Origin of the sequence: Streptomyces sp. NBC_01224, assembly GCF_036002945.1 — a bacterium.
GTDB lineage: Bacteria > Actinomycetota > Actinomycetes > Streptomycetales > Streptomycetaceae > Streptomyces.
In genome coordinates, this window is the sequence record NZ_CP108529.1 from 9527415 (window position 1) to 9549472 (window position 22058).

The 22058-nt window shown below is 67.6% G+C and carries 25 protein-coding genes and 2 pseudogenes; 20 read left to right on the plus strand and 7 right to left on the minus strand.

Annotated elements, in window-relative coordinates:
- Positions 1-2: 2 nt before the first annotated feature.
- Positions 3-1070, plus strand: coding sequence for a FecCD family ABC transporter permease (locus OG609_RS43665; protein ID WP_327277802.1), 1068 nt, complete (start codon positions 3-5; stop codon positions 1068-1070).
- Positions 1067-1882, plus strand: a complete 816-nt coding sequence (locus OG609_RS43670) for an ABC transporter ATP-binding protein (RefSeq protein WP_327277803.1) — start codon at positions 1067-1069, stop codon at positions 1880-1882. Before OG609_RS43665 ends, OG609_RS43670 begins: the two co-directional genes overlap by 4 nt.
- Before the next feature lie 133 nt (positions 1883-2015).
- Here the strand turns inward: OG609_RS43670 and OG609_RS43675 are convergent, their stop codons facing one another.
- The 5 genes from OG609_RS43675 to OG609_RS43695 form a co-directional block, all read right to left on the minus strand.
- Positions 2016-2693 (minus strand): SMI1/KNR4 family protein, encoded by a 678-nt coding sequence (locus OG609_RS43675; protein WP_327277804.1) that lies wholly within the window; start codon positions 2691-2693, stop codon positions 2016-2018.
- 257 nt (positions 2694-2950) lie between these two features.
- Positions 2951-3373 carry a hypothetical protein gene (locus OG609_RS43680; protein WP_327277805.1) on the minus strand — a complete coding sequence of 141 codons (423 nt, stop codon included), beginning with the start codon at positions 3371-3373 and terminating at the stop codon, positions 2951-2953.
- A 572-nt stretch (positions 3374-3945) separates the two neighbouring features.
- Positions 3946-4116, minus strand: a complete 171-nt coding sequence (locus OG609_RS43685) for a hypothetical protein (protein ID WP_327277806.1) — start codon at positions 4114-4116, stop codon at positions 3946-3948.
- A 102-nt stretch (positions 4117-4218) separates the two neighbouring features.
- Positions 4219-4389, minus strand: coding sequence for a hypothetical protein (locus OG609_RS43690; protein ID WP_327277807.1), 171 nt, complete (start codon positions 4387-4389; stop codon positions 4219-4221).
- A gap of 519 nt (positions 4390-4908) precedes the next feature.
- Complete coding sequence (locus tag OG609_RS43695; protein WP_327277808.1) at positions 4909-5316, minus strand: hypothetical protein; 408 nt, start codon at positions 5314-5316, stop codon at positions 4909-4911.
- Between the two features lie 216 nt (positions 5317-5532).
- On the opposite strand from OG609_RS43695, the gene OG609_RS43700 reads away from it, so the two are divergent.
- Together OG609_RS43700 and OG609_RS43705 are read left to right on the plus strand one after the other, a co-directional pair.
- Positions 5533-6654, plus strand: coding sequence for an IS630 family transposase (locus OG609_RS43700; protein WP_327275480.1), 1122 nt, complete (start codon positions 5533-5535; stop codon positions 6652-6654).
- A gap of 79 nt (positions 6655-6733) precedes the next feature.
- Positions 6734-8152 (plus strand): IS701 family transposase, encoded by a 1419-nt coding sequence (locus OG609_RS43705; protein ID WP_327277734.1) that lies wholly within the window; start codon positions 6734-6736, stop codon positions 8150-8152.
- 29 nt (positions 8153-8181) lie between these two features.
- Here the strand turns inward: OG609_RS43705 and OG609_RS43710 are convergent, their stop codons facing one another.
- Positions 8182-8328, minus strand: a complete 147-nt coding sequence (locus OG609_RS43710) for a MerR family transcriptional regulator (RefSeq protein ID WP_327277809.1) — start codon at positions 8326-8328, stop codon at positions 8182-8184.
- A 106-nt stretch (positions 8329-8434) separates the two neighbouring features.
- Here OG609_RS43710 and OG609_RS43715 point away from each other — a divergent pair, with 106 nt between their 5' ends.
- From OG609_RS43715 to OG609_RS43755, 9 genes and pseudogenes are all read left to right on the plus strand, one after another.
- Positions 8435-8959: a hypothetical protein gene (locus OG609_RS43715; RefSeq protein WP_327277810.1), complete on the plus strand. Its 525-nt coding sequence runs from the start codon at positions 8435-8437 to the stop codon at positions 8957-8959.
- Between the two features lie 798 nt (positions 8960-9757).
- A pseudogene (locus OG609_RS43720) lies at positions 9758-11234 on the plus strand (NF041680 family putative transposase).
- A 44-nt stretch (positions 11235-11278) separates the two neighbouring features.
- On the plus strand, positions 11279-11605 hold the full coding sequence (locus OG609_RS43725; protein ID WP_327278387.1) for a hypothetical protein: 327 nt from the start codon (positions 11279-11281) through the stop codon (positions 11603-11605).
- A 479-nt stretch (positions 11606-12084) separates the two neighbouring features.
- On the plus strand, positions 12085-12279 hold the full coding sequence (locus OG609_RS43730) for a hypothetical protein (RefSeq protein ID WP_327277811.1): 195 nt from the start codon (positions 12085-12087) through the stop codon (positions 12277-12279).
- Positions 12276-12716 (plus strand): hypothetical protein, encoded by a 441-nt coding sequence (locus OG609_RS43735; protein WP_327277812.1) that lies wholly within the window; start codon positions 12276-12278, stop codon positions 12714-12716. Before OG609_RS43730 ends, OG609_RS43735 begins: the two co-directional genes overlap by 4 nt.
- A 12-nt stretch (positions 12717-12728) precedes the next feature.
- Positions 12729-13556: a glycoside hydrolase domain-containing protein gene (locus OG609_RS43740; protein ID WP_327277813.1), complete on the plus strand. Its 828-nt coding sequence runs from the start codon at positions 12729-12731 to the stop codon at positions 13554-13556.
- Between the two features lie 313 nt (positions 13557-13869).
- Positions 13870-14004, plus strand: a complete 135-nt coding sequence (locus OG609_RS43745; RefSeq protein WP_327277814.1) for a hypothetical protein — start codon at positions 13870-13872, stop codon at positions 14002-14004.
- A 303-nt stretch (positions 14005-14307) separates the two neighbouring features.
- Positions 14308-14934, plus strand: coding sequence for a YncE family protein (locus tag OG609_RS43750; protein ID WP_327277815.1), 627 nt, complete (start codon positions 14308-14310; stop codon positions 14932-14934).
- Complete coding sequence (locus tag OG609_RS43755) at positions 14915-15784, plus strand: hypothetical protein (protein ID WP_327277816.1); 870 nt, start codon at positions 14915-14917, stop codon at positions 15782-15784. The genes OG609_RS43750 and OG609_RS43755 overlap by 20 nt, the downstream gene beginning before the upstream one ends.
- A gap of 272 nt (positions 15785-16056) precedes the next feature.
- Here OG609_RS43755 and OG609_RS43760 read toward each other — a convergent pair whose 3' ends face one another.
- A complete protein-coding gene (locus OG609_RS43760) occupies positions 16057-17448 on the minus strand; it encodes an IS1380 family transposase (RefSeq protein WP_327277817.1) in 1392 nt (463 codons plus the stop codon).
- A 692-nt stretch (positions 17449-18140) separates the two neighbouring features.
- Here OG609_RS43760 and OG609_RS43765 point away from each other — a divergent pair.
- The 7 genes and pseudogenes from OG609_RS43765 to OG609_RS46615 all read left to right on the plus strand — a co-directional run bounded on the left by OG609_RS43765 (position 18141) and on the right by OG609_RS46615 (position 22040).
- Entirely contained in the window at positions 18141-18587 is a 447-nt protein-coding gene (locus OG609_RS43765; protein WP_327277818.1) for a hypothetical protein, read from the plus strand.
- Positions 18588-18865: 278 nt separating this feature from the next.
- Positions 18866-19000 carry a hypothetical protein gene (locus tag OG609_RS43770; RefSeq protein WP_327277819.1) on the plus strand — a complete coding sequence of 45 codons (135 nt, stop codon included), beginning with the start codon at positions 18866-18868 and terminating at the stop codon, positions 18998-19000.
- 59 nt (positions 19001-19059) lie between these two features.
- On the plus strand, positions 19060-19380 hold the full coding sequence (locus tag OG609_RS43775; protein ID WP_327278388.1) for a DUF6879 family protein: 321 nt from the start codon (positions 19060-19062) through the stop codon (positions 19378-19380).
- On the plus strand, positions 19355-19495 hold the full coding sequence (locus OG609_RS43780) for a DUF6879 family protein (RefSeq protein WP_327277820.1): 141 nt from the start codon (positions 19355-19357) through the stop codon (positions 19493-19495). Before OG609_RS43775 ends, OG609_RS43780 begins: the two co-directional genes overlap by 26 nt.
- Positions 19496-19780: 285 nt before the next feature.
- Entirely contained in the window at positions 19781-20761 is a 981-nt protein-coding gene (locus OG609_RS43785; protein ID WP_327278389.1) for a phosphotransferase family protein, read from the plus strand.
- Between the two features lie 217 nt (positions 20762-20978).
- Positions 20979-21503: pseudogene (locus OG609_RS43790) on the plus strand (IS30 family transposase); the annotation flags it as partial.
- A 36-nt stretch (positions 21504-21539) separates the two neighbouring features.
- Positions 21540-22040, plus strand: coding sequence for an IS3 family transposase (locus OG609_RS46615; protein WP_442818050.1), 501 nt, complete (start codon positions 21540-21542; stop codon positions 22038-22040).
- Positions 22041-22058 lie beyond the last annotated feature (18 nt).

Consider the following 22058-nt stretch of genomic DNA (forward strand, 5'->3'; position numbering starts at 1 on the left):
CCGTGGCCTTCACGCTGGTGCGCCGGAAGGCCACCACAGTAGAGGCGCGTGCCGGTCTGCAAGCCGGACCGCTGGCGGCCGTCCTGGGCGTGGCACTCCTGGCCGCGCTGACGGCTGCCGTGGCCTGCGGCTCGACGTCCATCCCGCCCGGCGAGGTGTGGAGCGTGGTGTGGCGTCGGCTGTCCGGAGAGACGCCGCGCCCCGGCACGGACGACCTCATCGTGTGGCAACTCCGCGTGCCTCGCGCCCTGTTGGCTGCGCTTGTCGGTGCCGGACTCGGTCTGGTCGGTACGGCGGTGCAGGCGCTGGTACGCAACCCGCTGGCCGACCCCTACCTGCTGGGTATCTCCAACGGTGCCTCCCTCGGGGCGGTCGCCGCCATCGTGCTCGGCCTCGGGGCGGGCGGGGCGCTGGGCCTGTCCGGTGCCGCCTTTGCAGGCGCACTGGCCACCTTCGCGCTGGTGTGGGCGGTCGCTCGCCGCGGCGGGGGCTTCGCCCCTCTCCGGCTGGTCCTGGCCGGGGTAGCGATCGGGCAGTTCTTGTCCGGCTTCACCAGCTACTTGGTGCTCCGGGCCGGGGACGAGCAGCAGACCCACAGCGTGCTGTTCTGGCTCATGGGCAGCCTCAGCGGGGCGAACTGGGAGCTGCTCGCGGTGCCCGCGGTCGCGGTTGTGGCCGCCGGGTTCTGGCTCCAGGCCCGCGCCCGCGGCCTGAACGCCCTGCTGATGGGCGACGAGACGGCGGCCGGCGTCGGAATCGATGTGACGCGGTTGCGCCGCGAACTGTTCACGGTGACAAGCGTGCTGACTGGTGTCCTGGTCGCGGTCTCGGGCGCGATCGCCTTCGTCGCGCTGATGGTGCCGCATGTCTGCCGCCTGGTCATCGGCGGCGACCACCGCCGCCTGCTGCCCATCTCGGCACTGTTCGGCGCCCTGCTGCTGGTCGTGGTCGACATCGTCTGCCGTACGGCAATGGACACGCAGGAGCTGCCGGTCGGCGTGGTCACCTCGCTCATCGGGGCTCCAACCCTGCTGTATCTGCTGGACCGGCGCCTGGGGAGCGGCAGTTGAGGATCGACATCGAGGACCTGCACGTCGCCTACGCCGGCCGCACGGTCGTGTCCGGCGCCCACCTGATTGCTGCCGAGGGCGAGATCGCGGGCCTGGTCGGGCCCAACGGCAGCGGAAAGTCCACGCTCCTGCGCACGGTCTACCGGCATCTGAAGCCGACGGCCGGGCGGGTGCTGCTGGACGGGACCGACATCCGGGAGTTGACCCCGGCCCGGTCGGCCCGCCATGTGGCCGCTCTTCCGCAGGAGCGGGGCAGCGATTTCGAGCTGACCGTGCGCGAGGTCGTCGCCATGGGCCGTACGCCCTACAAGCGGGCCTTCGCCGGGGAGGACGCCACCGACCGTAACGTTGTCGCCCGTGCCCTCACCGACGTCGGCATGGACGGGTACGCCGGACGCCGCTTCACGGCCCTGTCCGGTGGCGAGCGCCAACGCGTTTTGCTGGCACGGGCGTTCGCGCAGGACCCCGACGTCCTGGTCCTGGACGAACCGACCAACCACCTCGACGTCCGCCACCAGGTCGAGTTGCTCGCCCTGCTGCACACCCAGCGCCGTACGACACTCGTGTCGCTGCACGACCTCAACGCCGCCGCCGCCGTGTGCGACCGGCTGCACGTGCTGCACGCCGGAGCCGTGGTGGCTTCCGGTCCGCCCCGCGAAGTCCTCACGCCCGCTCTGATGGCAGAGGTGTTCGGGGTGCGGGCGGCGGTGGTCGACCACCCACTGACTGGGGACCCGCTGATCGCCTTCGACCACCGGACACTGGCCCCGGCGGGGCCGCTCGTGGCCGCGGAGACTCACGCGGGCGGATGACGAAGAGGCTGGGCGGGATGGCTACGTGTCCTGCCCGGCCTCTTCGCGTACTCAGCTTGGCGTTTAAAGAGATCGCCTCGTTTGGGCTGTCGCTTCTCATCCTGAGGTGCCCAGACTTTTGTGGCTGACAGGACTACATGCCACGATCCGGGCCGCTCCACGGCTCCGGGCGTTCGGTGGCAGACATCGGGAGCCGCCGCAGTTGCACTGGACCGGGGTAGAAGGCTGAGCTGTTTGGACCGGCCATCTCCTCGCCGATCAGGTAGCGGTAGAGCCATTCAGCGAAGCTCATGTGATACTCGGCCCAGCCGATCTCCCCATCTTCGACCAGGAGCCGTGGGGTGACGGATCCAGCGGCGAGGAAGATGGTCTCACCACGGTCGGTGCTCGCGATCGGCCACAGTCCGTCGATGGTGCCGAAGCTCAGCTCCTTGAGCCCGAACAGCAGGCGGGGATCCTGGTCCGCATCGAGGTCGAGTTCGTCCCAGGGCACCTCGGACCACGCCCGGATTGTGTCCCGGATCCACTGCCTCAGGTTCCATCGCTCGGTCGCCGGATGGGACAGGTACAGATGGCCGTTAAGGTGAATCGGAGCGTATGCGTCGACGAGGGCCTGGTAGTCGGAGGGCAGCTGTATTCCGAGTTCTTCGTGAAGTCGGTCCCAGGCGGACGGGTCTGCATAGCGGTTCTGTGGCGGGCCGAGCATGGCCATGGTGGCGGCCAGATAGTCAGGCATGGGGTACCTCTCTGAAAGACGCATCTGGCCAACGGCGCAAAGCTGCAGGCCGAGGCCGAGGCCGTGCTCGGGCATCGGCTTACCCCATGGATCATCCCAGCCGTTGTCTTCGGCCAGGTCGCCAGCCTGCCGTAGCAGATCAAAGTGGCCGCGATGCCAGCGAAGGCCAGGTATGGAGTGTGGTGTCGCGACGTACGGCGACTTCGTGGTGGAGGCGGTCCGCCGCGTCCTCGTGACCACCCTGCACGAAGCCGGGGCGCTTTTCCGAGAGGCGATTCGGTGCACGGCCGTGGGCAGTGGTCGTGCCGGCTGTCCACGGCCGCGCCGCTGGTTCAGCGGACGTGCACCGTCACCACGTCAGAGGCTTGCAAGCGCACGGGATTCTGGTCATGCGGGCTGGTCAGGCCGTACAGCACCGCACGGAATTCCAGGTTGCCGCGGCGTGCGGACGTGCCGTGTGCAGTGACCCGTGCGTCGCCCTCGACCGCGGCGCTGCAATTCTCCTGGTGCCACCCTTCGCCGAAGCCCTTCTCCTCCAGGCACAGCTGATGCAGGTAGCCGGCGCTGTCATCGCCGCCGTGCGCCTTGACCGTGATGGTCTTGCCGACATGCGCCGTGCGCGGCGCCGTGATTTCCACGCCGCCCTTGGCGAACGCCGGCCCGGCGGCCAGAGTCACTGAGGCCAGACCCAGCGCACCGATCCCAGCCACACGGCCGCACCGCGTCTTTACCCCGGTCTTCTTCGTCCTGGTCATGGACTTCCCTCCCGCGGATCCCCCACCTGGTGAGACCCACCCCTTCGCGAAGGCGCCCGGTGCGCCTCGCCGACTATCCAGATGAGCCGGCCGCCCCGCACGTTGCCCCTCGCCCAGCGCCGTTACGAATTAACGACATAACCTGCTAACCAGGGCCTGATCCCACGAACAGCCGCCAAATCGCGTCTTGGGAGCGGTAGCCCGCTAACCTGAGTGCTCCGATATCGCAAACAGAAGAGGTCATCCAGCGATAGGCGCGATGGCCCGCCGGGTTGCCGCATGCCTCGAAGTGCCGGAGCCGGCCACCGCGTGACACCGGGGGTGCACGGTTGTTGGACAGCGCGGATCCAGGCTGGGCCCTGGGCTCGATTGGGCGTGAGCTGCGGAACGAACGGCCCCTACCGCAAGAACGTCGACTACGACTCCACCTGTGGCGCAAGGCCCTGAACAAGACGTTCCCGAATAGCGGCGGCAAGCGGATCACGGTGTTCACCACCGCCAGCCATGTCCGCTCCCCGCGCAACCGCGCCGCCCACCAAGAGCCGCTGATGGCGTACGCGGCACCAGTCGCGCTACGACCGTTGCTCGATCCACCAGAAGACGAGGCCGGCGGCGCCGGTGCCGTAGCAGGCGCCGCGCAGAATGTTGGCGGCGATGACGCGGCGACGGCGAGCAATCCAGTGCCGGGCGTTCAGGAATCGCTTGTTCCAGATCGGTCTGAGGGGGTTGGGCTTAGAGTTCACGGAGGTGTTCCTTCCATCGCGGGGGTGCATCGGTGCGAGGAGCCCGCTGTCGACCCATTGGCCTAGGAACCGGGGTCGTCGGTAGGGCTTCTTGTTTTTGGGTCAGCTCCGGCAGGAGAGTTCGTGGAGTCGGTCGGCGAGTTGGTCGGGGCGGCAGACCAGTCCGCCGGTATTGCCGCTGCCGACCAGGCGTCCGATCTCGGCTTCCAGTCCGCCGGTGGCGACGGTCGCGTTCGAGCCGTGGCGGCCGACGTAGCCGGCGAAGTGCTCCAAGCCGTGGATGACCTCGTGGGAGAGGTCGTCGAGGTAGCGCTGGAGCTGGTTGAGCCAGTGCGTCGCCTCACGTGATTCTCCGAGACAGAGGTGGCGCAGGTAGAGGCAGTAGGCGGCGGCTCCGTGTCCGGCGCCGGCGGCCAGCTGTGTGAGCGTCTTGACGTGTCGTCAACCCTTCCGACTTTCTTGTTCACGGGCAGTCACGCCGCCAAGTTCCGTGCTTGCCTGAAGATCAAAGTGACAGGCGTCACAACTTGGGCCAAAGGCTGTACGGCGATACGCTCACTCTCTGGAGTGAATGCCTGTAAATCGGTCCCGCTCGCATACCAGCTGTGCTATCCGCTTGCGGAGTTCAGTCGCGTACGCCCTCGACACCCTCAAACTCCTTCCCCGGCTCCTGCCGGGCGGGCGGAAAGCCCGCCGGACGGGAGGAGGGCCGGCCGGGCCCGCGGCTACAGCCACGCGAAGGGGGCCGGAGCCACCGGCATTGGCTCCGGCCCCCTGCTGACAGCGGACAGATCAGTCGATGTCCTCGCGTGGGGAAAGGAGCGCGAAGTACGTCGCGCGCTGCTCGTCGGTCAGCTCACCGTCGAGGGCGAGGGCCTGCCGGAGCGTGCGGAGCGTCTCCTTGGGTGGGACGTTCCACCGGGTGCGTGGCTCGTGCATGATCTCGCCGATGTACCAGTGGGCGGGGCTGGGGTGGTGGCGGATGTACCAGTCGAGCATCGTCGCCACTGGGGGAGTCAGGTAGAGGTGCCACCAGTCCTTCCCCTCCTTCTCCTCGCCTGGCTCGGCGACGTCCCCGGCCAGCTCGACGGCCTCGGCGAAGTTGTTGAGCACCGCGCCCTCGACAACCGGTCCCAGAATCTCGGTGGGCAGGATCCGGTCCAGACTGACCGCAACGTTCCAGGCGAGCACGTCGGACACCTCGCGTACGGACGTCTCGTTGCGCCGGCGCAGGATCCACCGCTTACGTACGTTCGGTCGTCCCCCATAACGTGTGCTGGAAGTCAGCAGCCAACCGGTTGCCTACCTCGGCCGCGCCGGGCGAGAAGTTGTCCCGGTCGCCGGCGGACATGGTGGCCGTGATTCCCTCGTGGGAGAGCTAGTGTCCTGCGCCGGAGATCTATCGTTAGTTCCTGTATGAGTGTTTCTGCGGGTGTGCCCGCACCGCGTCGTGGTCCGAAGCTGGAACCGTTGTTGTTGTCCGTTGACGAGCGTGCGGTGCTGGAGCGTTGGGCCCGGCGGGCGACGTCTGCGCAGGCGGTGGCGTTACGGGCGCGGATCGTGCTGGCGTGTGCAGGCCCTGACGTTCCGCCGATTGTTGTGGTGGCGCGGGATCTTCGGGTAGCGGCGGATACGGTCCGCAAGTGGCGTCGGCGGTTCCTGGCCGCCCGGCTGGACGGGTTGATGGACGAGCCCCGGCCGGGTCGACCGCCCACCATCAGCGTCGACCAGGTGGAGGCCGTCGTGGTCAGCACGTTGGAGGAGATGCCGAAGAACGCCACGCACTGGTCGCGCAAGTCGATGGCCGACCGCAGCGGGCTGTCGAAGTCGACCGTGGGCCGAATCTGGCGCAAGTTCCATCTCAAGCCTCATCTGACGGACACCTTCAAACTGTCGGCGGACCCCTTGTTCGTGGAGAAGGTCCACGACGTGGTCGGGCTGTACTTCAATCCGCCCGAAGGGGCGGTGGTGCTGTCGGTGGACGAGAAGTCGCAGATCCAGGCGCTGGACCGGTCTCAGCCGGTGCTGCCGATGATGCCGGGCATGCCCGAGCGTCGCACCCACGACTACGTCCGCAACGGTCTGACCACCCTCTTCGCGGCCTTCGACGTCGCGACCGGCGAAGTCATCACCTCGCTGCACCGTCGGCACCGGGCAGCGGAGTTCAAGAAGTTCCTCATCAAGATCGAAAAGGAGGTTCCCGGGCACCTCCAGGTCCACCTGATCTGCGATAACTACGGCACCCACAAGACGCCCGCCATCAAGGCATGGCTGGCCAAACACCCCCGATTCCACCTGCACTTCACCCCTACCAGTTCGTCCTGGATCAACCAGGTGGAGAGGTGGTTCGGCTTCCTCGCCGACCAGAAGATCCGCCGCGGCTCCCACAAAAGCGTGCGTTCCCTGGAAGCCGACATCCGTGCGTGGGTAAAGGAGTGGAACGAAAACCCAACACCGTTCATCTGGACCAAGACGGCCGAGGAGATCCTCGACTCCCTCGCCCGCTTCTGCCGACGGATCTCCGGCGCAGGACACTAGCGGTGGTTTGTTGACTGCGGGTCAGGGCCGTAGTAGGCCGGTAGCAGAGGAACGTTGCCTCGCCGCCTGGGGGCTTGTGATGACCCGTCGTCTGCCGTGTCCGCCCGCACCGGGCCCGCTGGAAGCCTACGCCGCACGCTTCGATGACCTGTTCTCCACACTGGCACAGCGCCGTGGGTTCCGCGAGTACCTGACCGGGCTACTGTTGCCGCGGAACCGCAACAAGACGCTGACCTGCCTGGCCGGCACCGAACCCGTCGTCGGGGCCCAGCACCCCTCGGTGCAGCGGCTGCAGTTCTTCCTGTCCGAATCGACCTGGGACCACGAGCAGGTCAACGCCCGCCGGGTGGAACTGCTGCTGGCCGACCCCGCGACCGCGCCGCACCCGGGCGGGGTGCTGGTGATCGATGACTCCGGGGACCGTAAGGACGGGAAGGCGACCGCGCACATCGGACGGCAGTGGCTGGGCCGGCTGGGCAAGACCGACAACGGCATCGTCACCGTGACCACCTGCTGGGCCGATGAGAACCTCTACTACCCGCTGCACGCCGTGCCCTACAGCCCCGCCCATCACTTCCCCAAGGGCAAGAGCGACCCCGGCTTCCGCACCAAGCTGCAGATCGCCGCAGAGCTGGCCCGCACCGCGAAGACTGCCGGGGTGGGCTTCCGGGCCGTGGCCGCCGACTGCGCCTACGGCGACCAGGACAGCTTCCGCAGACAACTCGCCTCGGCAGGGCTACCGTTCGTCATGGACCTCAAACCGAGCCACGGCACCTGGGCCTACGGCAAGGACGCCTACACTCCCGTCGATGCCGCCCGCGCCTTGACCTGGACGGACCCCGAGCATCCGGGTGACTGGACCGCCGTCGAGCGAACCTTCCGTGACGGGCACACCGAGACCTGGTGGGCCGCCGACGCCCGCCTCGGCTGGTGGGGACCCGACGGGAACGTCCGCCTGGTCGTGGCCACCACCGACCCGGCCACGCTGCCCCCGCAAGCCACCTGGTACCTGGCCACCGACCTGCCCCGCCCCGGCGGCCCCCGCGAGGCCGACAGCCCCGAACCGGCCGCCGGGCTGCACGAAGTCGTCCGGATCTACGGCATCCGACACTGGATCGAGCAGAGCTACAAACAGGTCAAGGGCGAACTCGGGTGGGCCGACTTCCAAGTCCGTTCCGACACCGCCATCCGCCGCCACCAGACCCTGGTCACCTGCGCCTTCTCGTTCTGTTGGGACGCCTGGTTCAGTCCACCACCCGAGGTTTCGCCCGAAACAGCACCACCGGAGCCGCCCGAAGAACCGGGCCGGCCCGAGAGGGGGACCAACCAGACCCCACCAGCCCCACACGGCCACCTGGCCCAAGGCGATACGCGCCGTCCGGGCCTGGCTCGACCCCTGGACCAGCCTCCAACGATGCTGGCGAGCCTGGACGAATGCACCCCCACCACCCGAACTCCAAGCCCTGATCAACGCCGTCGGCGCAGGCCACCCGCTTGACCTCTACTCCCCGGCTTAACAAACCACCGCTAGCGCGCTTCCACCCAGTCGTCGGCCATCGCCCTCGCCCACTGGTCACGGCCGCCCACCGTCGCCTGCGGCTGGGGAACCTCGCTGTTGCCGCGGGAGATGTAGGCCCGCAGGGTGGAGGCGGTGATACCGCCGAGCTCGGCCATCTCCGGGACGCGCGTCCCTCGCCAAAGAATGGAAGCCTGGGCGAACCTTCGTCCGCAGGGCGGCGTGGCCGCGCGCTCTGGCGCTGGTTTCGGTGAAGCTGAAGTCGTGGGCATCAGCAGCGAACATCCGGTGAGTGCGGAACAGATCTACTCGGCCTTGGTCGCGTTGGGCGCCGAACCGGTGCTGGACCCGGATCTGTGGCCCGCAGGGCCGCAGGCGGAGGACCGGTTGCGGCTGATGGGCGCACTGCTGGCCACCGTGGAACTGGAGATCACCGCTGCGACCGGATCGGGCGAGGACCTGTTCGAGGAGTTTGCTGAATCGGTCATGGGGTGGATGGAGAAGGTGGGGGTCGATTCCCCTCTGGCATCCCTCCTGCTGTCCAACCGGATGCAGCGAACCGCCGTGCAGCTGATGGGCACCGACGAAGAAGAGCCGCCTCCCGTCGGCCAGGCAGCGTCCATGGCCGCCGTGGTGGCATCAGCGGACCTGCTCAGCGCGCACCTCCAAGCCGCGCAGGGCGACGAGGAAGGCGCCCGGCGGGCTCTGGACCGGGCCGAAGGGGCGGTCGCCGAAGTGCTGACGGGCATGCATGCGCTGCGTGTCGCCATCGGCGACGTGGAGGAGTAACGGCAGTTCGGCCCGGATCACCGCGGCGGCTGGCACCACGAAGACGCACTTGCCGCGCGTAGCCGCGCGCGCATCGCCCTGGTCTGCCGCTCGACAGCCTCGGCGATGGCCGAGGCTCGCCGACGGCCGCATGCGCTATAGTTGATCTTGGAAGTTCGCCGCAACTCGCGGTGGTGACTGACACTGCGTTGGTGGTCCAAGGAAAGACGCCCCGCTTCCTGCGGGGAAATGCAGGTGCAAGGCCTGCCCAGCGCTCACTCACGAAGCCCTTCCCCACCGGGGAAGGGCTTCGTCACGTTTCCCGCGTGCCCTGGAAAACCTCCGCGCGGCCTTCACCCACGAAGACCCCACAACAGCAATCGCGAGGCGCGCGGCACCGTGCGCGTACGGGCCGGACGAGGCGCCGGTCGGGTTGCCCTGGCGGTCACGCGCCGCCACGCCCGAACGCCTGGCACTGAACCGCAACTGCACCTACACCGAGACGGAGAACGCGAAGAAGCAGCGTGGCAGTACCCCCCGCGACACCGGTGGCAGCACGCCCGCCGGCATCACCGTCCGAGACCAGACCGCACCACCCGCCCCGCCCGAAAGCCGACCCTCAACGTTCCTGTCCCACGTCGCGGCCCAGCACCGCACCGCACCCCCGCCAACGGTCCCTCAGCTCGTCATTTATGGTCCGCCGTCGAGCGTGGCTCGAACTTGATCGGCATTTTCGCAGTTCAGCGGGCGTGAAGGCGGCCTTTTGTCTGATCCTGTGCTCCGTCACAGAGGCAGAGGAACAGCGAGAAGGCCGTGGTCGTGAGCTTGGTACATCAGGGCGTCCTGCGGGATGCGTTCGCGGAAGTGTCACACTTCCGGTCGGATTTGTACGCGTGCATGACCGCGCGGGGCGACGCGTTGTTCGAGTTATGCGACGCGCTGCTGTGCACGATGGGCCGGTGCGGACGCTGGTCGATCTCGCGCTCGCACCGGAACACCGTCGCGGTCACGGAGCTCTGAATGGCGGGCTCAACCAGGGGCGGATTGAACTCGGACGGTTGCGTCGTGGGCTGGCCGGGCTACCGCTGCCGAGGGCGGCGGACGGTCGGCTGGTGCTGGCCGTGGATGTCTCGCCGTGGCTGCGGCCGGACGCCAACACCTGTGCTGACCGGGCCTTTTGTCACACATTCGGCCGAGGTAAGGGCAAGCACCAGATGGTGCGCGGCTGGCCGTACTCGATGGTGGTCGCGCTGGAGACCGGCCGCACCTCCTGGACGCGGTCCGTCTGGAGTCCGGCGCCGACGTCGCCGCAGTGACCACGGTGCAGATCTGCGAAGTCGTCGAGCGGCTCGTCGCCGCCGGCCAGTGGAAGCCGGGTGACCCGGAGGTCCTGGTGGTGCTGGACGCTGGATACGATGCCCCGCGCATCGCCCACCTGCTGGCAGGTCTTCCGGTCGAGATCCTCGGCCGGCTCCGTTCCGACCGCGTGATGCGTCGGGCGACATCGCCACGGGTCTACGACCCCAAGGGCGGACGGCCGTCCAAGCACGGCGGCGAGTCCGTCTTCGGCGATCCCAGTACCTGGGGCACCGAACAGGCCGTGACGACCATGGACACCCGGCTCTACGGGAAGGCGACCGCGCAAGCGTGGGCCCGGCTGCACCCGCGGCTCACCCGCCGTGCGGCCTGGAACGACCACGACGGCCCGCTGCCCATCATCGAAGGCAACGTCGTCCGCCTGGTCGTCGAGAAGTTGCCCAGCGGCGGGGTGAACAAGCCGGTCTGGCTGTGGTGGTCGGGCACCGGCGCCAGCGCGGCGGACGTCGACCGCTGCTGGCAGTCCTTCCTGCGTCGCTTCGACATCGAGCACACATTCCGCCTGTTCAAGCAGACGCTCGGCCGGACCAAGCCCCGGCTTCGCAGCTCGGAGGCGGCCGACCGGTGGACATGGCTGGTGATCGCCGCCCATGCCAAGCTGCGGCTCGCCCGCCCGCTGGCCACTGACCTCCGCAGGCCCTGGGAGAAGCCCGCCGACCCGGACAGGCTCACGCCTGTCCGGGTCCGCAAGGGGTTCAGAAACCTGCGTGCGAAGGCCGGCTCCCCAGCCGGTGCACCGAAACCTTCCCACCCAGGTCCCGGTCGGCCGCCAGGTTCGAAGAACCGCCGACCGGCCACCCGGCATGACGTCGGCCGGGTCCTTGCCACCGGCGAGGCATACAGCCGCCCCGCCCATCACAAGAAGGGGACCAAACCCCGGCGAGGAAGCCATGCCGACACCGGTGGCAGAGCGTCGTAATCTGCTCGTGGCGTGGGCTGACATGACTTCGACGGGTGGATCTCATGACACATGGCGGCAAGTCCGGCAATGACGCCGGAGCATCATCGGACCAGTACACGCAAGATATCCGTGCTGACCGTCAGGCCATACGGCAAGCACTGCGCGCAGACGTCGGCGGTGCCCACATTGGACTGCTCGTGACGGTCATTGCCCTGGTCGTCATCGCCAGTTTCTCAGGTCCTCGCTGGACCTTGATCGTCTCCGGGTGCTTCACCGCCTGGTTTGTCCTCGCGCTGGCAGTCATTCGCCTCCGCGGTGGACGTGGCGGGGATGCCCTCCGGCGGGCCTACGTTGCCACTTTCGGCTGGGGCGACTACGTCACGCCCTGACAGGGTTAAACGACAAGCGTACGTCCAGCAGTCCGGGCGTCATTGCAGATCAGAAGGGGTGCAGGTGATGTAACCGGACGTCAAGCTCAGGATAGCCGGCCGGTGTAAGTCCGGGGAGACTCCAGGGTCCCCGGTAGCTGACTCCCGGCGTCACTCGAAATGGTGGCGTCGAAGTGGAGTGACAAGCGCCCTTCGGGGGCGTGCAACCGACCAGTCCGCAACATGAAGTGAAGTCTGCAGCGTCGTCATTTAACCCCCGCCCGCGGGCCGGAAGATTTCAAGTCCAGTGAGACGGTCCTGACGCTATGGGGTTTGTGGTGTGGGTTCCCTGCGTTTGGCCGGGTTGTTGATCCGCCAGCCGCCAGCGGGAACCGTCCCGGCCGAGCCCGGCGTCCGCGTCCGGCCAGAGGCCGGGCGCGGACGACGCGGGCAAGCGCAAGGCGAACGAGGCGGGATCGACCAACGACCTTCGCGGCGACGTGCTGCGCGTACTCGGAGTGCTCAAGGTCGCCATCGCCGACCAGATCCAGCGGCTGGCCTCGCCGCACCTGACCTACCGGCACACGCTCAAGGACACGGCGGCCAAGCGGAAGGAAGCGCGCACCGCCTCCCACCGTGGCGCGGCGAACGATCTGCGGCGTCACGGTCTGTCCGTCGACGGCGGCCGTACTTGAGCGGTGAGGAGGTCCGGCTGCTCACCAAGGACGGGCTGGCCGCCGCCGCGATCGACCTGGACTGCGAGCCGGAGGAGATGGGCGGCATGCCCAAGAGCGCGGGCCGCTCGGGCGCCTCCCACCCCATGGCGGTGAACGAGACGGTCATCGCGCTGATCCGCCCGAAGCCCGACCTGGTCGCGGGGGAGCCGGCCGAAGCGGTTGCCGCCGCGAAGGCCGCAGCCGGCCAGCAACACGCCAGACCCGCTAATCAGCTTCTGCCCGTCCGTCATGGTACAGACGTCGGCTATTCTGCGATCCGCTTCGGACATCCGGAGCCGAGATACCGCAGGCTCCTATATGCGGACGCTGCCTCCGTACTGCAGTCCTGTTGTGTCGCAGCGCGGGCTGTTCTCTGCAAGCGGATCGGGTTCGTGCGGCCAGGGGCCGCAGTATGAATGGGGTGGGAATTGTCCAGACATCGGCTGTCCAAAAAGGGCCGCTACATCGCTTGGGCGACGACGGGCGTCGTCGTTGCCGCAGGTGCCGGAATCGCGGCACAGGCCTCCATGGCGGCCACGGCCTGGCCTGCGCAGAAGACCTTCACCGGTCGAGCGTTCGATACGTGCACAGCGCCCTCGCTCGCAGCGATGAAAGCGTGGAACACGAAGTTCTACGGCGCTGCCGCCGTCTACATCGGTGGCAAGAACCGCGGCTGCGCCCAGCCCAACCTGACCGCGTCCTGGGTGAAGTCGGTCAACTCCACCGGCTGGAAGCTCATACCGCTCTACGTCGGCGCTCAGCCACCCTGTCAAAAGAGTGCGAACCCTGAAAGATTCACCGCGTCCACGGCTGCCTTTGTTGGTGCGAGCAACGCCAAGGACGCCGTGGCCAAGGCGTCAGTGCTCGGGATGAAAGCCGGCAGCCCGATCTACCTGGACATGGAACCGTACGACGTCACCAACAAGGCGTGTAACGACGCCGTCCTGACCTACGTACGCTCCTTCACCAAGACGCTGCGCAACGCAACCTACCGTGGCGGGTTCTACGGCTTCAGCAGCTCCAGCGCCAAGGCCATCGCCACCGCCACGAACAAGACAGACCTGCCAGGCAACCTCTGGTACGCGCTGTGGGACAAGAAGAACACGACCACCACGGACTGGCCGTGGAACCCCGCCCAGTACACCGACCACAGCCGCGGCCACCAGTACATGGTCAACAGCAAGGAAACCCGAGGCGGTTACACCATCACGGTCGACCGCAACGCCTGGGACGCCCCTGTCGCCATCATCGGCTGAGGGACTCGAACCAAGCGTGGTCCCGGCTGGTCGGGGAGGCCAGCCGGGACAGCACGGGGAAAGGCAGCCGTTTTCTGGGGACTGTAAATCGTTCGGCTCTGTCCCGCTCCCGGTGGTGACGGTCCGTGAGGCCATGGATACGAAGGTGCAGTGGTGGATGGCTGTGGAACCCGCCCTGCCGCTCGTGTGCCGTCTACCAACTGAATTGTGGTGTTGATGCCCCCGGCCATTTCTCGTCGTACGGCAGACGGGCCATACCGGGCCGACTTCACAGGCCGTACGCATACTGCCTGGAGAAGGCGGAGCCTCACCCGTGAGACGCCCTCTCGCCCGCCCGCTCCACCCATTGCCTGAGCCGATCGCCGGTCCGGACCGGATCGCCCGCCTCGATGTACGACGACGCGATCGCCTCGGCGGCATCCTCCACGAGTACACACGCGCCGCATGACCAGGGCGGATGGGGAAATCGGCAAGAGCACCGTCACCCCCGAACGCAGCGGGGCCGAGTGGACGGAAGTGGACCCTGCTCCCCGAGGGGAGCCGAGGAAGTCGCTGGGCCCAGAATCACGAACAGCGACTTTCGTGCTTATCAGGCATATTTCGTTAAAAGGATTCACCGTTTCAAATAGCAGTAAACGCTTCACCGGTACCTAATCTGAGCTGCGATCACGCTGAGTGATTCGCGGCTTGGTGTCGGCGCCATGGGTGTGGTCGCCGTAAGCCGCCCAATGTTCCCTAACTGGAGGTTCCGGTGACCAGGCGCGAGAGACAGCAGACTGGGCCACACCGCGGTCCGGGGCCCAAGAGCCGAAAGCGACGTCTGTGGTCCTGGGCGGCGTGGCAGCGGGTCTGCATGGCGGGACTGGCAGTGCTGGCAGGGCTGGCCTTGCCGGCCGTCGCCCCGCCCCCGGCCTGGGCCGTCACGAACGGCAACGCTTACGTTGCCAACTACACCGCCAGCTCGGTGACGGTGATCGACACCACCACCAACACCCCCATTACCACCATCGGTGTCGGAGCCAACCCTAATTCCATCGCCATCACCCCGGACAACGCACACGTCTACGTCTCCAACCGCACCAGCAACACGGTGTCAGTGATCGACACCACCACCAACAGCGTCAGCACCACTATCACCGGCTTCACCGGAGGCCCGCAGGGAATCGCGATCGCACCGGACGGCCTCCATGCCTACGTGATCACCTTTTCGGGCCTCGTGTACGTGATCGATACGACCACCAACACGATCGCGGGCAGCCCCATCACCCTCGCCAGCGGCGCGGACCCCCGGTTTCCTGGCGATCACGCCGGACAGCAAGTTCGTCTACGTCACCGAGCTGGGGCTCGGCCAGGTGCAGGTGATCGACACCACCAGTAACTCCATCACCACCACTATCACCGGCTTCACCCAGCCGACCGGTATCGCGATCACCCCGGACGGCCTGGACGCCTACGTCGCCGACTTCGGCACCAATACGGTGAGTGTGATCGATACGACCACGAACACCATCGTGGGCAGCCCCATCGCCGTCGGCCTCGCCCCGTACGGGCTGGCGATCACCCCAGATGGCACGCAGGTCTACGCCAGCAACCTCAACGACGGTACGGTGACGGCGATCGATACCAGCACCAACACCCCCACCATCACCATTGGCGCCGGGTCCAGCAACTACAAGCTGGCGGCCACCCCGGACAGCACACGCGTCTACGTCACGGACTTCTCCACCAGCTCGGTGTCGGTGATCGATACCAGCACCAACACCGTCAGCACCACCATCACCGGCATCACCAATCCGTTCGGAGACGCCATCGCGGCGAATGCGTCAGCGTCCCTGTCCATCGCCAAGAGCCACACCGGGCACTTCACGCAGGGACAGCGCGGCACCTACACCATCACCGTCGGCAACACCGGGCCCGGCCCGACCAACGGACGCACCGTCACCGTCCACGACACACTGCCGACAGGACTCACCGCCACCCGCCTCACCGGCACCGGATGGAACTGCACCCGATCCACCCTGACCTGCACCCGCAGCGACGTCCTCCCCGCCGGGAACAGCTACCCGCCCATCACACTCAGGGTGCACGTCTCCTGTACCGCCCCCTCCCAGCGCACCAACACCGTCACAGCCACCGGAGGCGGCGACAGCACCACCCACACCGCCACCGATCCCACCGGCATTAGGCGCAGTGAACGCTGCCACCGGCACGAACACGACCGTTGGTGACGACACCACACCAGCCAGGCAGCCGGCGCCTGACCCAAGAGGACGGCTGACTCTCGATGAGGAATCGAGCGCCGACACTGCAGCACAGCATCGGCCGTGGCACCCCTTGAGCCTTAGCCTTGATCCACCGAGGTGGTTTGAGAGTGGTCTTTTGATCGGCTTGGGGTCGGGTGGTCGGGTGAGGGCAGGTTGTTTCCGCTGGTCTGCCCAGCATTTCCACGGTTCGGTTCCGGTCGGGCCCTTGCGGGCGGGGTGGGCAGGGGCTGTTCGTATCAGCCGGCCGGTCCGTGGGCCGTGGAGAACAGGTGTGTCCAGGCGTGCTGCCAGGGCCAGTTGTGCGGTAGGTGCAGTGTGATGCGGCGGGCGGAGTGGGCGATCCGGGCCGGAACATGGACCAGGTGGGTGCGGATCGTGGCGGTGGTGGCCCTGGCGTGGAAGGCGGAGGCTTGTGCGCCGGTGGCCCGCAGCAGGTTGTAGGTCATCGCCCACAGGGTGAGCCATGCTGCGTTGGCGTGGAAGTGTGCGGAGGGCAGGTGGGCCAGGGCGGAGGCTTTGCTGTCGGCGATGACCTGCTCGATGACCGCGTGGTGGCGGTGTTCGCGTTCGGCCTGGAGGGTTTGTGCAGGCTGGTCGGTGAAGAACGGGTGGTAGCGCCAGACGGGAAACAACTCGCCCTGCTCACCCACAATGGCGGGTTTGGCCAGGTCACGGACCCGGCGCACGATCAGCCGCGCGGTGACCCGCTGCGCTTTCGTGCGGCTGGCGAAGGCGGTGTAGGCGGGTATCTCGGCGACTTCGGCGTCCGAGACGAGCTCACCGGTTGCAGGATCGGGCACCGCGGTCGGGTATGTGATCTGCTGCCAGGCCTGGTCGGGAATGCCGAGGACGGCCCGTTTGATGGAGGGGTTCAACCCGCAGGTAATCGAGAAGTGGGCTCCGGCCCGGCGGCAGGCCGAGATCACCCCGGCGTTGTAGAACTGCGAGTCCGCTCGCAGGATCCGGGTGCCGGTGCAGCCCGCCTCGACGGCGGTGGACAGCGCCTCACTGACGAACTTCGGGGCCCCACGGGAATCGGCTGCCTTGCCGCGGCGCATCCGTACTGTGGCGATCACCGGCCGCGCGTGCGGGGTGCAGATCGTGGCGAGCAGGGGGTGCAGGGTGCGGATGCCCTTGAACCGGCCGTACTCGGCACCCTGCTTGGCCCGGCCGTAGACCCGCTTGTGGGTGGAGTCGATATCAATGAACGCCTTGTCGCCGGCACCGGGCAGCAGCGGGGCGTGCGCGGCCAGTTGACCGAGGAACCTGCGGTGGACAGCGTGGAGTTGGAGTGCGTGACCGTGGGTGAACGAACGGAGGAAGGTGCCCAGCGTGGACGGCGCACGGGCCCCCCGGAACAGGGCCGGCATCGCGCCGTGCCGCAGGATATGGAGGTCGTCGATACTGTCCGCGCCCGCCGCCATGCCGGCCACGATGCTGCTGACCTTGACGTCCGCCGACGCACCCGCGCCGTTCCTCGTCCCGCTCAGCTTCACCTTCTGCGCCACCAGGCCCGACAGCCCGCACCGTTCGGCCAGCCGCATCACCGGAACCAGCCCGGCATGCGCGACCAGATTCGGGTCATCGAACGCAGCGGAGACCGCCGCTGGAGTATGGGAAACTTGCATCTCGGAAGTGCCTTGCCGATCGTGCGTGCTGGAAGCCTCAAGAACTCCCATCATCGCAGGTCACAAGGCACTTCCTTGTTTCTCGAAGAGTCATCCACAGCCATCAGATCGGTGGATCAAGGCTTAGCTGGATGTTTCTCGGCGGTTCACCTGACCCGCTGATCTCGGTTCGTTCCTGAGACGGCAGGACGGCCGGTTCACCACCCGGTGATCAGTTCTTCACCCCAGCACCCTGTACCCCGGATCAGCGTTCTGGCCCGGGGTACAGCCGTGTCATCACCAGGACTGTCGGGAAGCGGCACGGGCCGTATGAGGCCCCTCTGGGCGGCCTCTTGCGCCCAGGAGCGCTGAACCGCGCCGGGTTGCGACGTCTGTTGCGCAAGCCTTCACCGCGTCCCGGAGTTGTCCCAGGGCACCACGTGCGTGCGTATGAGTGTGGTCGGGAGCTGACATCCGCGTTGCGGCCGCTTTCGCCCATGGCCCTGGCCGGAGCGGCCCAGCCCCTGCAGCGCGGCGCCCAGGCCCTGGTCCTCGGCATCAAGCGGGTCTCCCACCGGTGGGCGCGCGACCTGCCGACGGTGACGTAGCGCGCCGACATCCACGACGCCCTGGTCGGACTCGCGACCGAACTCCAGCGCCGCATCGACCACGCCGACCAGCACGGCAACGCCGACGACCTGCCGCGCCTGACGATGGTGTTCGAGGAAGCCGACGCCACCCTGCGGAAACTGGCCCGCTACTGGGACACGATCCGGCAGAAGGACGACCCGAAGACGTCCCCGGCCGTCGATGCCCTCAACGAGATCCTCTTCGCGGGCCGCCAGGCCCGCATCTACGTCCTCTTCGACGGCCACCCCACCAACAGCGCCCTCGACGGCGCGGAAGGACGCGAGCTGTTCTCCACCGTGGTCCTGGCACGGGTTCCCACCAGCACCTGGGACCGGTTCGCCCCGCAGGTCGACCCCGCCCCGAAGGGCAGCACGCACCCGCGTCCACGTCGTGCAGGGTTGGACCGCCCACCCGACGCAGGTGCTGCTCCTGACCGAGGCCGAAGCCGCCGCGTGGGTCGCCGCCACGGCGGCCGGAGAGATCTGACCCCGAGTCCGGACACACCACGGGCGCCGGGGGATCAGCCATGACATCCCGGGGCCCGCCCCCTGGAATCGCACAGGCCGACGATGATCCGGCCCCGTGCGTCACACGAACCGGTCGCGGTGCTGTCTGTGCTCTTGACCCCCGACGTCACGGCGCGGGACGGTCGGTGCGCAACTACGCGCAACCGGCTCGCTCGGGAGGCGAGCACGGCGTTACTTTTCTTCGGCACGGACCCGAACTCGGGCGGAGGGAACTGTCCCGCGGTGTGGGTCGATCCCGACACCCCCGAAGGGCCGGAACTGGTCCTGCAGGGGCCGTCGACGTGGCCACCCGGGCTTCCTGCGGCCAGGACAGCCCGCCCGCGGACGACGAGACGGTCATCCGTATCCCGGCCCGGATGGTGCCGCAGATCAGAAAGGCGTGCGATGCCGCAGAGGCCGCCGGCACCCAGCTTTGAGGACCTGCTCGACTCCGCCCAGCAGCGCCCTGCACCTGGAACTGTGGGACGTCTACGCCGTGAGGGAGGAATGCGAGGTCTACGACGCGTTCCTGAGAGACGGGAGCGTGCCTGCGGACGACTCTGCTTTCTGGAGTGGATGGCTGCCGCTGGTGGAGAGAACCATCGCCCGAGGTGTGAAGGTCCTCCGCGCCCGGGTCGTGTCCGAGCCCGTCACCGACTACATCCGCCTCGAGCACGCCATCACTGACGCCAACCTCCGTGCAGGCGAGGACATCCGCTGGCTCGGCCGCCGCCGCGCCTCCACGCTCGCACTGCCCGGCAACGACTTCTGGCTCATCGACGACCCAGGTCGTGCGCTGGAACGTCTTCTCCGGTGATGGCCAGGCCCTCGAACCCGACCACACCGAAGACCCCAGCGCGATCAAGCTGTGCACCGAGGCCTTCCGGTCGGTGTGGGAGCTGGCCGTCCCGCACGCCGATTACCGCATCTGACCGACGCACACCCAAGGGCCGCCACCTCATGACGACCGCCTCCTGGCTTCGTTCGCTTTCAGCAGCAGCGTTTGTCCGGCGCTTTGGGCAGCATCTGGAGGCCGATGGACGCGCGAATGTTTACGAGAAATGACGTCAGTGCATGGGATGGCATGCCGCCTGGTGCCTGTTCTCGAATCATGCATGACACCTTCGAAACAATTCGTTCGGTGTTGAACGATGACTCGCGTAGGGTGCCCCCGTCATCGAGGCGGAAGGCGGGTTGCGGGCGTGGCACCGAAGAGAGTGACGCGGAATCAGTTGGCGGGTGCGGCGCGGGCCGCGCTGGGCGGTGGGCGACGACTGGAGGCGGTCGAGCGACTCGCGGGCGGCACCACGAAGGGCGTCTACCGGCTGACGATGGACGACGCCATGACGGCGATCGCCTATCTGTGGGAGGACTCCGAGAACTACTGGCCGATCACCGAGCACGATGGCGATCTCGCTGACCCGTTCTCGCCCGGCATCGGGCTCAACTTGTTCGAGGCCGCGCACACGCGGTTGGAGGCGCTGGGCCTTCGGGTCCTCAAGATCCACCTGGTCGACCGTGACCGCACCCATTACCCGGCCGACCTCGCGATCGTCGAGGACGTGCCCGGCGAGGATCTGATGGATCTGCGCAACCGCGACCCGCGCGCCGCAGAGCCGACCATGATGCGCCTCGCTGAGAGCCTGGCGATGATGCGCGGCCACCGGGCACCGTCCTTCGGCAAGGTGGCCCTGATCGAGGGAGGCGGCACGTCACGTTCGGCCTCATGCGAGCAGGCAGCGCTCGCCTTCGCGCTGCGCTGCCTTGCCGAGGCGACCGCGCGCGACCACAGGATCGCCGCGGCCCGCGATCAGTTGGAGGAGCGGCTGCGTCAGCTGACCGCGGCGGTGCGGCCGCGCGCCGAGTACTCCGTCGTCCACGGCGAGCTGGGCCTGGACCACGTCATGGTCGATCGAGACGGTCGCCCCGTCGTGATCGACATCGAGAACCTGCTGTACTTTGACGTCGAGTGGGAGCATGCGTTCCTACGCCTGCGCCATACCAGCAGCCAGTACCAGCAGCTGACGGTGGACGGCCTCGATGAAGATCGCCTTGCGCTCTACAAACTTACCCAGCATCTATCGCTGACAGCCGGCCCGCTGCGCCTGCTCGACGGGGACTTCCCCGACCGGGAGTTCATGCGGGGAGTTGCCGAGCATCACCTGAACGAGGCGCTGGCGCTGGTCCCGGCGAGTTGAAGACGCGACCTGCGTGTTTGTGCCAGGGCTGGTGATCTACGAGATCGTCGGCCACAAGAAGCCAGACGGAACCCTCCGAAATGACGTCAGCGCATGGGGCGGCCCGCCGCCCTCCCGGGCGGCGGGCCGTCGAGAGGGAACCGCAGGAGTCAGCTGGCCGCGGCGGGCTCATCAGCCCGTGCCCGAGTGCTGGCGAGGCGGTAGGAGTCGGTGCCGGGGCCAGATCGGCGACGCAGTGTCCATCCGCGAACGCCCTGCCGAGGCCGAGGCCCGGGCCGTGCCGGGCCACTGGGAGGGCGATCTGATCACCGGCGCGAAGAACAGCCACATCGCGACCCTCGTCGAGCGTCACTCCCGCTATGTGATGCTGGTCCGCGTCGCAGGGAAGGACGCTACCAGCGTCGTGTCCGCGCCGACGCACCAAGTCGGCTCCCTGCCAAAGGGGTTGATGACATCCCTGACTTGGGACCGTGGCATTGAACTCGCCGAGCACAAGCGCTTCAGTCTCGCCACGGACGTCCAGGTCTACTTCGCCGATCCCAAGAGCCCCTGGCAGCGCGGATCAAACGAGAACACGAACGGGCTGCTGTGGCAGTACTTCCCGAAGGGCACTGACCTGTCCGGATACACCCAGGCCGACCTGGACGCCGTCGCCTTGAAACTCAACGCCCGGCCCCGTAAGACCCTCCGGTACGAAACCCCCGCTGATAAACTCGCGTCAGCTGTTGCGCTGACCCCTTGAGCTCACCACCGCCTTCTTCGTGAAGGAGAGCGACCGGTGAGCACGGTATGCCGGTTCATCCACGCGGAGAAGGCGAGCCACACCGTCACGCTGCTGTGCAAGGTGATGAAAACGGCCCGCTCCACGTCCTACGCATGGGTGGCCGGACGGGAAGCCCGCGAAACGCGGCAATGGGAGGATGAGGCCCTGGCCCACGAGATCACGGTGATCCACCTCGCGTCCCGGCGGAACTACGGCGTCCCGCGCGTCACCGCCGAACCGCGCCGGCGAGGCCGTCCGGTCAACCGCAAGCGGGTGGAGCGGGTCATGCGGGAGCACGGCATCGCCGGAAACAGCCGGCGCATCCGGCGCCGTGGTCTGACCAAGGCCGACACCAAGGCCGCCCCGTCACCGGATCTGATCGGCCGGGACTTCACCGCCACCTGCCCCGGAGGACAGCCCGCGTATGTCCCGCGGGTGCGAGACCGGCCGCGGAAGGGGTCGCTGGCCGAGCGGAACGCCAGTCGTACAGTCGTACAGAGGAGCGGAGGAGTCTGACGGGCCGGTAGGCCCATA

Excerpts from the sequence above, each read along its gene's own strand:
- OG609_RS43675 (WP_327277804.1), bottom strand. The coding sequence starts at position 2,693 with ATGCCCGAGCACGGCCTCGGCCTCGGCCTGCAGCTTTGCGCCGTTGGC.
- OG609_RS43680 (WP_327277805.1), bottom strand. The coding sequence starts at position 3,373 with ATGACCAGGACGAAGAAGACCGGGGTAAAGACGCGGTGCGGCCGTGTG.
- OG609_RS43700 (WP_327275480.1), top strand. The coding sequence starts at position 5,533 with ATGAGTGTTTCTGCGGGTGTGCCCGCACCGCGTCGTGGTCCGAAGCTG.
- OG609_RS43705 (WP_327277734.1), top strand. The coding sequence starts at position 6,734 with ATGACCCGTCGTCTGCCGTGTCCGCCCGCACCGGGCCCGCTGGAAGCC.
- OG609_RS43710 (WP_327277809.1), bottom strand. The coding sequence starts at position 8,328 with ATGGCCGAGCTCGGCGGTATCACCGCCTCCACCCTGCGGGCCTACATC.
- OG609_RS43725 (WP_327278387.1), top strand. The coding sequence starts at position 11,279 with ATGACACATGGCGGCAAGTCCGGCAATGACGCCGGAGCATCATCGGAC.
- OG609_RS43760 (WP_327277817.1), bottom strand. The coding sequence starts at position 17,448 with ATGCAAGTTTCCCATACTCCAGCGGCGGTCTCCGCTGCGTTCGATGAC.
- OG609_RS43765 (WP_327277818.1), top strand. The coding sequence starts at position 18,141 with ATGGTGTTCGAGGAAGCCGACGCCACCCTGCGGAAACTGGCCCGCTAC.